The sequence below is a fragment of the Nocardioides pacificus genome, assembly GCF_054775955.1.
In genome coordinates this window covers 235,260-246,330 of record NZ_BAAHCI010000008.1, presented here as the reverse complement: position 1 = coordinate 246,330, position 11,071 = coordinate 235,260, and the positions used below count along the sequence as shown (strand labels likewise).

Genomic DNA, 11,071 nt, shown 5'->3' with positions numbered 1-11,071 from the left:
CGCGACGCCCTCGAGGCGTCGGGTCAGGTCGGCATTGCCGTCACGAAGCTCGGTGATCTCGCGCTGGCTCTCCGCCAGCTCCTCGCGGCCCTCCTGGACCTTGCTGATCAAGGTGGCGCGCCGGGTCTCGTCGGCGGTGGCGTTGCGCTCGGTCTGCACGAAGGCGCTCACGATCAGCAGCCCGAAGACACTCGCCACCACCGCCGCCGTCACGTGGCGCGGGGTGCCACTCTCCTCAGGGTCCTCCTCGGATCCCGCAGAGCCGAGCGACTCCTGGGCGCGACGATCGGCCACCACCTGATAGTCCTGCTCGAGCGACTGCTGGGTGATCAGCGTGAGCAGGGGCAGCGTGACGTGGTCGGGCAGGGAGCGCCCGATCTCGGCCGGCTCAGCCATGCGCCTCCCCGTCCCCGTCGTCATGATCGACATCCTCCGGCAGCCGCCGGTCGGTGTCGGCCAGCAGCCTGCGCACCTGCCAGACGTACAACAGACCCGCCCACCAGTAGAGCCCGATGCCCCAGAAGGCGAAGGCCCAGCCGAACACCTGGGCCAGGCTCGCGACCACCCCGTCGCCGTCGCCAAGGAGCAACAGCGGGAAGGCATAGAGGAGGTTGAAGGTCGCCGCCTTGCCGAGGAAGTGCACCGGGAGCGCGCTGTATCCCCGAGTGCGCAGGAACGGCACCAGACCCCACAACATCAGGTCGCGCAGTGGCAGCACGACCGCGACCCACCACGGGATGATCTCGCGCAGAGCCAGCCCGATGATCACCGCGAGGATGTAGAGCCGGTCGGCGACCGGATCGAGGATCTGACCCAGCGTGGTGCGCTGGTCCCAGCGTCGGGCCAGGTAGCCGTCGGCCCAGTCGGTGACGCCGGAGAGCATCAGCAGGCCCAGTGCCCAGCCGTCCGCCTCGGGGCCGAGCACCAGCCACAGGAAGAGCGGCACCCCGGCGAGCCGGGCCATGCTGAGCAGGTTCGGGATCGTCCACACCCGGGAGCCACGAGTCATCGCGTCGGGCACGGTGTTGCCTGCATTCGCGTGTCGCCTGCCTCTGTGTCGGTCGCCTGTCCCCGAGACGAGGCGGTCTCGCCCCTCGGACGACTCACACCCTAACGGCCCCACCCTGGCGTACGGGGGACGGTCAGGCCGACTCCTCGTGGTGCGCCGCATCGCGGATCTCGCCGACGAGCTCCTCCAGGACGTCCTCGAGCGTCGCCAGGCCCAGGAGCCGCCCGTCGGGCGTGACGACGCGGGCGAGGTGAGCACCCTTGCGCTGCAGCGTCTCGAGCGCCTCGTGCAGGGCATCGCCCTCCCGCACCAGCGCGAACGGCCGGATCCACTTGTCGTCGATCACTCGCTCGCGGCGCGACTCGTCGGGCTCCAGGACGTCCTTGATGTGCAGGTATCCCAACAGCTCCCCGTCGTCGCGCTGGACCGGGAACCGGCTGAAGCCGGTTGCGGCACACAGGTCCTCCACGTCCGCGGCGGTCGAGCCGCGTCGTACGGTCGCGAGGGTGTCCAGGGGCATCAGCACGGCCTCCACGGACTTCTCGGTGAAGCCCAGAGCCCCGGCGAGCCGGTCGTACTGCCCCTGCTCGAGGAGGCCCTCGCCACGCGACTCCTCGACCAGCGCGGCCACCTCCTCGCGGGTGAAGGTGGAGTTGACCTCGTCGGTCGGCTCCACGCGCAGCAGCCGGAGCGCGCCGTTCGCGATCGCGTTGAGGGAGACGATGATCGGCTTGAGGACCGTGACCACGCCCATCATCGGCGGGCCGAGCACCAAGGCGGCGCGATCGGGGCCGGCCAGCGCGATGTTCTTGGGGACCATCTCCCCCAGCACGACGTGGAGGTAGACGACCACGGTGAGCGCCACCATGAAGGCGATCGGGTGCAGCAGCTGGTCGGGGACGTGGACGGCGTGCAGCATCGGCTCCAGCAGGTGGGCGACCGCGGGCTCGCCGACAGCGCCGAGGCCGAGCGAGCAGATCGTGATGCCGAGCTGCGCACCGGCCATCACCAGCGAGACGTTCTCCATCGCCCGCAGCGTGGTCTTCGCGACCCGGGAGCCCTCCAGGGCCTTGGGCTCGATCTGGCTGCGCCGGGCCGAGAGCAGCGCGAACTCCGAGCCGACGAAGAAGGCGTTGAACGCCAACAGCAGCACCGCGACGAGGACGGCGGTGAGGTCACTCATGCGGGCCCCTCCCGTCGTTCGGCCCCTCGAGCACGCGCAGCGACACCCGGTCGATGCGCAGTCCGTCCATGTGCTCCACCGTGAGTACGGCGAGCAGCTCGCGCGGCTCGTCGGGGTCGCCCCGGTCGGGCACCACGATCTCGGCACGGTCGCCGGCCACCGGCACTCGGCCGAGCTGGCGCAGCACGAGGCCCGCGATCGTGTCGTAGTCCTCGTGGTCGGGCAGCTGGATCCCGGTGGCGTCCTCGACCTCGTCGGGACGCAGCAGCCCCGAGAGGGACCAGACGCCGTCGCGGCGCAGTCGCACGCGCGAGCCCATCCGGTCGTGCTCGTCGGCGATGTCCCCCACGATCTCCTCGACGACGTCCTCGAGGGTCACGATGCCGGCCTGCCCGCCGTACTCGTCGAGCACGACGGCCATCTGGAAGCCGTCCGCGCGCAGCAGCGTCATCAGCGGGTCGAGGCGCAGCGAGTCCGGCACGACGATCGGCTTCACCATGATGTGCTTGATCCGCGTCGTCGCCCGCTCCGGCACGGGCAGGGCGACCGCGTGCTTGACGTGGACCGTGCCCACCACGGCGTCCTCGGCGTCGAGCACCGGGAAGCGGGAGTGCCCGGTCTGACGGGCGAGCTCGATCACGATGCTGGCCCGATCGCCGGACTCCACGCTGACCGTGCGCACCCGCGGGGTCATGATCTCACCGGCGGTGCGGCTGCTGAACTCGACCGAGCGCTCCATCAGCTCGGCGGTGTCCGCATCGAGCGTGCCCTGGTCGGCGGAGCGCTGGATCAGGGAGCTCAGCTCGTTGGCGCTGCGCGCGGAGCGCAGCTCCTCCTGCGGCTCGATGCCCATCCGCCGGACGAGGGCGTTGGCGGAGTTGTTGAGGAAGCGGATCGGGACCGCGTTGAGGCGGGTGAACCCACGCTGGAAGCCCTGGGTGTGGCGGGCCACCTCCATCGGCATCGCGATCGCGAGGTTCTTGGGCACGAGCTCTCCGAAGATCATCGTCAGCGCGGTGCCCAGCGCGAGTCCGATCGTGATCGCGATGGGCGATACCGCCCCCTCGGGCACCCCGGCCGCCTCGAGTGGCCCGTCGACGAGGCTCGCGATCGCTGGCTCGGCCAGGAACCCGATCGCGAGGTTGGTGATGGTGATGCCGACCTGGGCCCCGGAGAGCTGGGTCGACAGGGAGCGCAGGGCGGCCTGGATGCCCTCGGCGCCGGGATCACCGTCCGCGACGGCGCGCTCGACCCGGGCACGGTCGATGGTGACCAGGGAGAACTCGGCGGCGACGAAGAGCCCGCAGAGGGCGACCAGCACGAGGGAGAGCCCCAGCAGGAGCCACTCGATCAGCAACGCTCTCCCCCTCGACTGGCGGGGCGGGAGAGCTGGGGACTTTGGGAACCGTCCATGGGCGGAGCTTGCGGTCCTTCTACGAGGGGGCGTGGTCGCGAGCAGCCTACCGGCACAGCCACTAGTGTGCGCTCCATCACACACGGAGAGCCGGGGCCACCCGGCAGTGGAGGGAGCACGATGACCAGAAGCCTCACGACGTTCGCCGCGGGCGGCCATTTCTTCGAGGGACCGCGCTGGCACGACGGTCGGTGGTGGGCCTCGGACTTCTACCGCCATGCGGTGTTCAGCTATGCCCCCGACGGCACCGAGACCGAGGAGCTCGCCGTCCCCCACCAGCCGTCGGGTCTCGGCTGGCTCCCGGACGGCTCGCTGCTGGTGGTCTCGATGAAGGACCGCCGGGTCCTGCGCCGCACCCCGAGCGGCGAGGTGTCGGAGTACGCCGACCTCTCCGACGTCGCCACGGGACATCTCAACGACCTCGTCGTCGACGCCGCAGGACACGCCTTCGTCGGCAACTTCGGGTTCGACCTGATGGGCGGCGAGGACATGCGCGACGCCTCGCTGGCTCGCATCGATCCCGACGGCACCGTCACCGCCGTGGCGGACGGGCTGCGCTTCCCGAACGGGATGGTCATCGAGGGCGACACGCTCATCGTCGCGGAGACGACCGGCGCCCGCTTCTCGTCGTTCCGCGTCGCCGCTGACGGCTCGCTCTCGGACCGGGCGATCTGGGGTGCGATGGGCGACATCCCCGAGACCACCTCGGTGATGGAGGCGCTCGGCACCGGACTCCCCGCGCCCGACGGGTGCACCCTCGATGCCGAGGGGCACGTCTGGTTCGCCGACGCGGTCAACGGGCGCGTCTCCCGAGTGGCGCCCGGCGGCAGCATCCGTGAGTCGATCCAGATGCCGGCCGGGCTCGGGGCCTTCGCCTGCGCCCTCGGGGGCGACGACGGTCGCACGCTGCTGATCTGCGCGGCGCCGGACTTCTTCGAGGAGAGCCGCGTCGCAGCCGCCGAGGCGATGCTGCTCACGGTGACCGTCGACGTGCCGCACGCCGGCCTGCCCTGATCCGCAGTGCCCACCTGAGCAGGGACGAGCGGAGCCGGGCCGGGGTCAGAGCGTCTTGTCCCCGCCCGGCTTGTCGGCCTCGCTGATGGGCGCCGTCTCGACGGGCTCCTCGGGGCGGTCGTGCGCCTTCTCCTCCAGGTCTCGGGCCACGGCGTCGGGCTCCGAGACCTCGGTGACGAGCTGGTCGAGGTAGCGCAGGATCACCGCCGCGACCGCGACGACCGGCACGGCCAGGAAGGCGCCGATGATGCCGAACAGTGTGGAGCCGAGCATCACCGACAGGAGCACGATCGCGGCGTGCAGCTGCATGCTCTTCGACTGCAGCCAGGGCTGCAGGACGTTGCCCTCGAGCTGCTGCACGCCGACGATCACGGCGAGGATGATCAGCGCGCCGGTGACGCCGTTGGACACCAGGGCGACCAGCACGGCGATCGCGCCCACGACCAGGGCCCCGACGATCGGCACGAAGCCGCCCAGGAACGTCAGGATGGCCAGCGGCACGGCGAGGGGGACGCCTACGACCAGCAGTCCGATGCCGATGAAGACCGCGTCGATGAAGCTGACCAGTGCCTGGGTTCGGATGAAGCCGCCCAGGGTGCCCCAGGTCTGCGTCGACACCTCGGCCAGGTGCGGGCCCACCCGGCGGCCGCTCACTCGTCGCAGCCAGGGGACGAAGCGCCGTCCGTCCTTGAGGAAGAAGAACGTCAGCAGCAGGGTGACGAACAGCGTGATGAGGGCGGAGGTCACCGCGCTCACCCCCACCAGGACGCCGGAGGCGATGCTGCCGGCGCTCGAGGTCAGCCGGTCCTGAGCCGCCTGGATGGCGGTGTCGATCTGCTCGCCGGTGACCTGGAGGTCGCTGGTCTGCACCCAGTCCTGGATCTGCTGCAGTCCCTGGGAGGCGTCCTCGGCGATGTCGCTCGACTGCGAGGCCACCGACGGCGCGATCCCGAAGCCGACGGCCACGAGCACGCCGATGCCCCCGATGAGCACCGTCGCCGCCGCCAGCGCGGCCGGCATGTTGAGGCGCCTCTCGAGGAACCGGGCGGGGGGCTGCAGGACCGTGGTGACGATCAGCGCGAGGACGACCGGCAGCAGGATCGACCACAGCTGCTGGATGATCAGGCCCAGGAGGTAGGCGCCCAGCGCGATGAGCACCCAGCGGGCGCTCCACCGGGCCACCCAGGCCAGGCCGTCGCCGATGACCCTTTCACGAGAGGGGCGGGGGGTCGGAGGGGCCGCTGCGGCCTTGGCGTCGTCGATCACGACCCGATAGTGCCAAGAAGTGGGGCTCGATAAACGGGGCGCGCTCAGCGGCGCTTGAACACGCGCATCCAGTCGACCTGCATGCGCACGCTCTTGGAGGCTCCCGGCAGGGAGGGCATCTTGCCGTTCCCGAGCTTGTGGACGTGGGTCTGGAAGCCGGGCCACATCCGCTGACGCGGGATCGCCGCGCGGTCACGCACCTTGTGCACGACCCGGCCGTCGACCACGAAGGTGAGCGACCTGGGCGTCCAGCGGACGCTGAAGACGTGCCAGTTGGTGAACTTCGCGCGGGTGATGCGCTGGTCGACCTGGTGGTTCGACGGCGTTCCGTAGTGCGTGGTGGTCATCAGCCGGTTGCGCGAGCCCCACGTCTCGAAGATCTCGAAGTAGTTGATCTCCGGCGGCCATCCCTCGCCGGCGGGCCACAGCAGCGCCGTCCCGGAGATGCCGGTGCCTGAGTCGAAGCGGATCCTGGCGTCCCAGCGTCCGAAGCGGCGGGTGGCCGCGGACCAGTCCCAGGCGCCGACACCGCCGCTGCGCCAGGTGCCGTCGGCGTCCGGGTGGTTGGCCAGCGTCAGCACCCCACCCGAGACCGAGACCCGGGAGGGGTCCCAGACGGTCTCGGCACAGCACCCGGGGCGTCCCTGGAACTTCGACCAGCGCTGGGGGTCGAGGGTGTTGAAGTTCTCCGTCGCGACCCGCTGCCACCCTCCGGACGACTTGCGGGCGTCGGCGGCGGCCGTGGGGTCCGAGGTCATGAGGGGACTGATGAGGAGGGCGAGGCTGAGAGCCAGGGCTCCAGCCACCCATCGGGGCAGCAGGCGAACAGTGTTCATAACAGAGAACTCGGGTCACGTCCCGGAGTTCTTTACCTTGGCCCCTATGAGTCACCCCACACGTCAGCCGGCGGGCGCCTCCGCGTCCAGCGCCTCGCCCGCGCGTTCGGGCAGACCCCAGGTGGCCAGGGCCGCCATGGCGAAGAACGCGGAGAAGACCGTGAAGAGCAGGCCGTTGCCGGTGCCGAGGTCGACCAGCCAGGGCACGGACAGCGGCGCCACGACCGAGGCGATGCGCCCGAAGCCGGCGGCCCAGCCGGTCCCGGTGCCGCGCAGTCGGGTCGGGTAGACCTCGGGCGACACGGCGTAGAGAGCCCCCCAGGCACCGAGGTTGAAGAACGACAGCCCCATCCCGAAGGCGATGATCTGCCCGCCGCTGTCCGCGTTGCCGAAGAGGACGGCGAAGATCGCCGACCCGACCAGGAACGTCGAGAGCGTCGCCCGTCTGCCCCAGACCTCCACGAGCACGGCGGCCACGGCGTAGCCCGGCAGCTGCGCCAGCGTGATCACCAACGTGTAGCCGAACGACTGCACGAGGTCCAGGCCCGAGTCGACGAGCAGCTTGGGGATCCAGATGAACGCCCCGTAGTAGGAGAAGTTGACGCCGAACCACACCAACCACAGCGATGCCGTGTGCAGTCGCAGCCCGCGCGCCCAGAGCTCGCCCGGCCCCGGTGCGGATTGCGGCGCGATGTCCGGGGTGACGGCGGGGACGTGCGGGGGTGCGACGCCCGCCGACGCCTCGAAGCGCCGTACGGCGACCTCGGCCTCGTCGTGGCGGCCCCGCGACTCGAGGAAGCGCACTGACTCCGGGAGCCCGTAGCGCACCACGACGGCGTAGACCGCGGGGACGGCACCCAGAGCGAGGGCCCAGCGCCAGCCGTCGTCGGAGAGCGGGATGACGTAGTAGCCGATGAGCGCGGCGAGCAGCCAGCCCACCGCCCAGAAGGCCTCGAGGGCCACCACCATCCGGCCACGGATCCGGGCGGGGGCGAACTCGCTCACCAGCGTGGAGGCGACCGGCAGCTCGGCGCCGAGGCCCAGCCCGATGAGGAAGCGGAAGACCAGCAGCGCGGCGACCGACCACGACAGCGCGGCCGCCCCGGTCGCCAGCCCATAGACGAGGAGCGTGAGGGCGAAGACCTGGCGTCGCCCGATCCGGTCGGCGAGCAGCCCGCCGGCGCTGGCACCGACGGCCATCCCGATGAACCCGGTGGCGGCGATCCACGACAGCGTGGTGTCGCCCAGGTCCCACTGCACGGCCAGGGCCGCCATCACGAAGCTGATCAGGCCGACATCCATCGCGTCGAGCGCCCACCCGGCCCCGGAGCCGAGGACGAGCCGCCGGTGCTGGGCGGTGAAGGGGAGCCGATCGAGCCGCTGACTGCGGGTGAGCGCCGGTCCGTCCAAGGGGGCGCTCGCGGCTGCGGCCGGATTCGGGGCGTCCATGCGGCAGTTGTACCCCACAGCGGGGGCAGAACCTTATGCCCCCTGCACGGCGAAGACCCTTTTCCGTCACGACTTCTTTTCGGGCGCGCCCTAAAGTCCCCCGCCGGCCAGACCGATCCGCTAGTTGTCGCACCACTCAACGAGGGGGAAACCCAATGGCCGCCCAGATCAGCACGATGCCGGAGAAGGTCCGTCCGACCACGCTGCGCTGCCGCACCTGCACCGAGGTGAAGGATGTGCGCGCCTTCACGGCGAAGGCCGCCATGAAGTCCGGCTACCACCTCGACTGCAAGTCCTGCGAGAACGCCCGGACCCGCGCCCGTCGCGCCGCTGCCAAGCTCAGCCGCTCGACCAAGCTGCCCGGCATCCCCGGCGCTCCCGCCGTCCTCGTCCCCGCCCCCTCCGCCATGGAGCGCCGCGAGCGCGCCGAGCTGCAGCGGGCCCGCGTCGCTGCGGTCACCTCGTCCGACGGCCTGCAGCACCTGCGCCGGCTCTACGGCGCCGGCCCGGTGCCGCCGTGCCGCGTCTGCGGTGCCGCGCTCGCCCCGCGTGCCTCCAAGGGCGCCTACACGACCGAGTACGTCTGCAGCAACCGCAACGTGCCGATCGAGGACTTCCTCGCCCAGAACGGCCACCACGCCAAGTCGCTGTGGCGTCAGACCCGTCCGGGCGACCCCCGCATCATCGCGCTGATCGACTTCATCGAGGACAGCCTGACCGGCACCGACGAGGCCGTGATGATGGCCGGCGTGCTCGCCCAGGCCCTCGGCATGTCGGACGAGGACTCACTCGCTCGTCCGCTCGACCTCGCCCACATGGCCGCCTCGCGCATCGCCGAGGCGAACGGCGCCCAGCCGCTGCGCGCCGTCCAGGACGCCGCCCAGCGCTGACTGGGCGCTGACCGGCTCAGTCGCGCAGGACGTGGGTGCCGGGAACCCGCGCCCGGTCGCGTGACCAGGGATCCGCGTCGCTGCGGAAGGTGCCGGTGTAGCTGTCCACCTCGAGCCGCAGCTCGCCGCGCGGGACGCAGCGAGGCGGTACGTCGAGTGAGACGGCCTGCCGCGCCCAGCGGATGCTGACCCGGTTCAGGGCGCAGGAGGCGTAGTCGCCATCCTCGAGCGGCCCCCACCCGGCGTACCCGTAGCGGCCCTTACTGGTGAAGCCCACCTGCCCGCTCCACTCCTCCGTGCTCCGGGCAGGGGGCCTGATGGTGAAGAAGAACATCTGGTCGAAGCGCGGACGGCGCACGACCTTCTTGACCTCGACCGTGAACCGGACCCTGGCGTCGTTCCTCGCCACGACCACGCGTCGGAGGTCGACCGAGCGGCGGTGGGCCACCGAGAGCCCCCCGTTGCGCAGGAGCCGGACGTCGCCTGCGGCGTCGCGGTGCCGCACGATCTGTGCCGCCCGCTCCTGGGCCACCCGCTCCTGGGCCACCCGCTCTGGGGCCACCCGCTCCTGGCCGCCCGGATCCCGGCCCACCGGGTCATGTGCCACCGCTGGGGCGGCGAGTGCCGCTCCCAGCGCCAGCGCGGTGAGCAGGGACGAGGCGGCGATGTGCTTCATGGCGGGCTCCCCAGGAGTGTGTGCCCCCCAGTCTCGCCCCGTCCCCCGCTCTTGTCAGCCTGCGCTCGTCAACCTGTCCCCCGGGTCACTCGCCGAGCGCGTGGCCCGCGAACATGTCGGGGCCGAAGACCTCGTAGCGGATCCGGTCCGAGGTGACGCCGGCCCGGATCAGTGCGGCCCGCGCATCCCTCATGAAGGGCAGCGGACCGCACATGAAGACCTGAGCCTGCGCCGGGATCGCGACGGTGCTCAGATCCATCAGCCCCGCTCGGGCGCCACGCTCGACGCCCACGGCGTCGACCTCCTCGTACCAGGTGTGCACGTCGGTCGTGCCACCCGACGAGAGCGTCGACACGGCCCCCGCGGTGGCGTCGAACAGCGGGTGACTGGCCGCGGAGCGGTCCGCGTGCGCCACGGTGACCGCCCGGGTGCTCCCCCGCGCTGCCAGGTCGTCGAGCATCGCCGCCACGGGGGTGATGCCCACGCCGGCACTGATCAGCAGCAGCGGGTCGTCGCCCTCGTCGAGGAACAGGTCCCCTGCGGGCGGACCGAGCTCGAGCACGTCGCCCACCGAGACCTGGTCGTGGAGGAACGACGACACCAGGCCGTCCGGGGCTCCGTCGGCGCCGCGGACGCGTCGTACGGTCACCTGGACGGTGTTGTCGCGCGGACCCGTGGAGACGGTGTACTGCCGGGGCTGGCGGGTGCCGTCGGGCAGTACGGCGACCACGGAGACGTACTGGCCGGGCAGGTGCTGCTGGACCGGGCCGCCGTCCTCCGGCCGGAAGACCAGCGAGACCGTGTCGGTCGCCTCGTCGATGCGCTCGACGACCTCGTGGCGACGCCAGGCGGTGTCGGGCGAGACGCCGGCCTGGGTGTAGAGGCGCGCCTCCTCGGCGATCAGCTGCACGGCGAAGAGCCAGTAGACCTCGTCCCAGGCCTGGGCGATCTCGGGGGTGACGGCGTCGCCGAGCACCTCGCCGATGGCACCCATCAGGTGGTGGCCGACGATCGTGTACTGCTCGGGGCGGATGCCCAGCGAGACGTGCTTGTGCGCGATGCGCGCCATCACCGGCTGGAACGACGGGGCTTCCGGGTCGACGAGGTGCACGGCGTAGGCGACGACCGCCGCGGCCAGTGCCTGGCGCTGGTCGCCGTTGGCCTGGTTGCCCTGGTTGAAGAGGTTCCGCAGCTCCGGGTTGGCCTCGAGCATGGCGGGATAGAAGCGCGACGTGATCGCGACGGCGTTCTCCGCGACCACTCCGGCCGTGGCCTTGACGACGCTCTCCGCCTGACGTGACAACAACATGGTCCTGCTCCCTCGAGATAGTGCC

At 71.3% G+C, this 11,071-nt stretch carries 11 protein-coding genes; 2 read left to right on the top strand and 9 right to left on the bottom strand.

Translation table 11 applies throughout. The features are described 5' to 3' along the window. The 4 genes from ACYU7L_RS13335 to ACYU7L_RS13320 all read right to left on the bottom strand — a co-directional run. Positions 1 to 396 (bottom strand): hypothetical protein (locus tag ACYU7L_RS13335; RefSeq protein ID WP_460797379.1); only part of this gene is annotated, 396 nt, incomplete at its 3' end. Further along, on the bottom strand, positions 389 to 1,009 hold the full coding sequence (locus tag ACYU7L_RS13330) for a CDP-alcohol phosphatidyltransferase family protein (RefSeq protein WP_460797377.1): 621 nt from the start codon (positions 1,007 to 1,009) through the stop codon (positions 389 to 391). The genes ACYU7L_RS13330 and ACYU7L_RS13335, both read right to left, overlap by 8 nt. Before the next feature lie 133 nt (positions 1,010 to 1,142). Continuing rightward, on the bottom strand, positions 1,143 to 2,192 hold the full coding sequence (locus tag ACYU7L_RS13325; RefSeq protein ID WP_460797375.1) for a hemolysin family protein: 1,050 nt from the start codon (positions 2,190 to 2,192) through the stop codon (positions 1,143 to 1,145). Beyond that, positions 2,185 to 3,549, bottom strand: coding sequence for a hemolysin family protein (locus tag ACYU7L_RS13320; protein ID WP_460797373.1), 1,365 nt, complete (start codon positions 3,547 to 3,549; stop codon positions 2,185 to 2,187). The genes ACYU7L_RS13325 and ACYU7L_RS13320 overlap by 8 nt, the downstream gene beginning before the upstream one ends. 177 nt (positions 3,550 to 3,726) lie before the next feature. Between ACYU7L_RS13320 and ACYU7L_RS13315 the strand changes: the two genes are divergently transcribed. Next, the gene (locus ACYU7L_RS13315) at positions 3,727 to 4,620 is read left to right on the top strand and encodes an SMP-30/gluconolactonase/LRE family protein (protein WP_460797371.1); all 894 of its coding nucleotides are present in this window, start codon (positions 3,727 to 3,729) and stop codon (positions 4,618 to 4,620) included. A 45-nt stretch (positions 4,621 to 4,665) separates the two neighbouring features. On the opposite strand, the gene ACYU7L_RS13310 is transcribed toward ACYU7L_RS13315, so the two are convergent. From ACYU7L_RS13310 to ACYU7L_RS13300, 3 genes are all read right to left on the bottom strand, one after another. Beyond that, positions 4,666 to 5,886, bottom strand: a complete 1,221-nt coding sequence (locus ACYU7L_RS13310) for an AI-2E family transporter (RefSeq protein ID WP_460797369.1) — start codon at positions 5,884 to 5,886, stop codon at positions 4,666 to 4,668. Positions 5,887 to 5,930: 44 nt separating this feature from the next. Next, on the bottom strand, positions 5,931 to 6,644 hold the full coding sequence (locus tag ACYU7L_RS13305) for a glycoside hydrolase family 16 protein (RefSeq protein ID WP_460797367.1): 714 nt from the start codon (positions 6,642 to 6,644) through the stop codon (positions 5,931 to 5,933). A 141-nt stretch (positions 6,645 to 6,785) separates the two neighbouring features. Next, positions 6,786 to 8,171 carry an MFS transporter gene (locus tag ACYU7L_RS13300; RefSeq protein WP_460797365.1) on the bottom strand — a complete coding sequence of 462 codons (1,386 nt, stop codon included), beginning with the start codon at positions 8,169 to 8,171 and terminating at the stop codon, positions 6,786 to 6,788. A gap of 155 nt (positions 8,172 to 8,326) precedes the next feature. Between ACYU7L_RS13300 and ACYU7L_RS13295 the strand changes: the two genes are divergently transcribed. Continuing rightward, positions 8,327 to 9,061 carry a hypothetical protein gene (locus ACYU7L_RS13295; RefSeq protein WP_460797363.1) on the top strand — a complete coding sequence of 245 codons (735 nt, stop codon included), beginning with the start codon at positions 8,327 to 8,329 and terminating at the stop codon, positions 9,059 to 9,061. Between the two features lie 16 nt (positions 9,062 to 9,077). Here the strand turns inward: ACYU7L_RS13295 and ACYU7L_RS13290 are convergent, their stop codons facing one another. Together ACYU7L_RS13290 and ACYU7L_RS13285 are read right to left on the bottom strand one after the other, a co-directional pair. Further along, the gene (locus tag ACYU7L_RS13290; RefSeq protein ID WP_460797361.1) at positions 9,078 to 9,737 is read right to left on the bottom strand and encodes a hypothetical protein; all 660 of its coding nucleotides are present in this window, start codon (positions 9,735 to 9,737) and stop codon (positions 9,078 to 9,080) included. An 85-nt stretch (positions 9,738 to 9,822) separates the two neighbouring features. After that, positions 9,823 to 11,046: a globin domain-containing protein gene (locus ACYU7L_RS13285; protein WP_460797359.1), complete on the bottom strand. Its 1,224-nt coding sequence runs from the start codon at positions 11,044 to 11,046 to the stop codon at positions 9,823 to 9,825. Positions 11,047 to 11,071: the final 25 nt, after the last annotated feature.

Bases quoted from the DNA above. Each gene is read 5' to 3' on its own strand.
- ACYU7L_RS13330 (WP_460797377.1), bottom strand. From the start codon at position 1,009: ATGACTCGTGGCTCCCGGGTGTGGACGATCCCGAACCTGCTCAGCATG.
- ACYU7L_RS13325 (WP_460797375.1), bottom strand. From the start codon at position 2,192: ATGAGTGACCTCACCGCCGTCCTCGTCGCGGTGCTGCTGTTGGCGTTC.
- ACYU7L_RS13315 (WP_460797371.1), top strand. From the start codon at position 3,727: ATGACCAGAAGCCTCACGACGTTCGCCGCGGGCGGCCATTTCTTCGAG.
- ACYU7L_RS13305 (WP_460797367.1), bottom strand. From the start codon at position 6,644: ATGACCTCGGACCCCACGGCCGCCGCCGACGCCCGCAAGTCGTCCGGA.
- ACYU7L_RS13300 (WP_460797365.1), bottom strand. From the start codon at position 8,171: ATGGACGCCCCGAATCCGGCCGCAGCCGCGAGCGCCCCCTTGGACGGA.
- ACYU7L_RS13295 (WP_460797363.1), top strand. From the start codon at position 8,327: ATGGCCGCCCAGATCAGCACGATGCCGGAGAAGGTCCGTCCGACCACG.
- ACYU7L_RS13290 (WP_460797361.1), bottom strand. From the start codon at position 9,737: ATGAAGCACATCGCCGCCTCGTCCCTGCTCACCGCGCTGGCGCTGGGA.
- ACYU7L_RS13285 (WP_460797359.1), bottom strand. From the start codon at position 11,046: ATGTTGTTGTCACGTCAGGCGGAGAGCGTCGTCAAGGCCACGGCCGGA.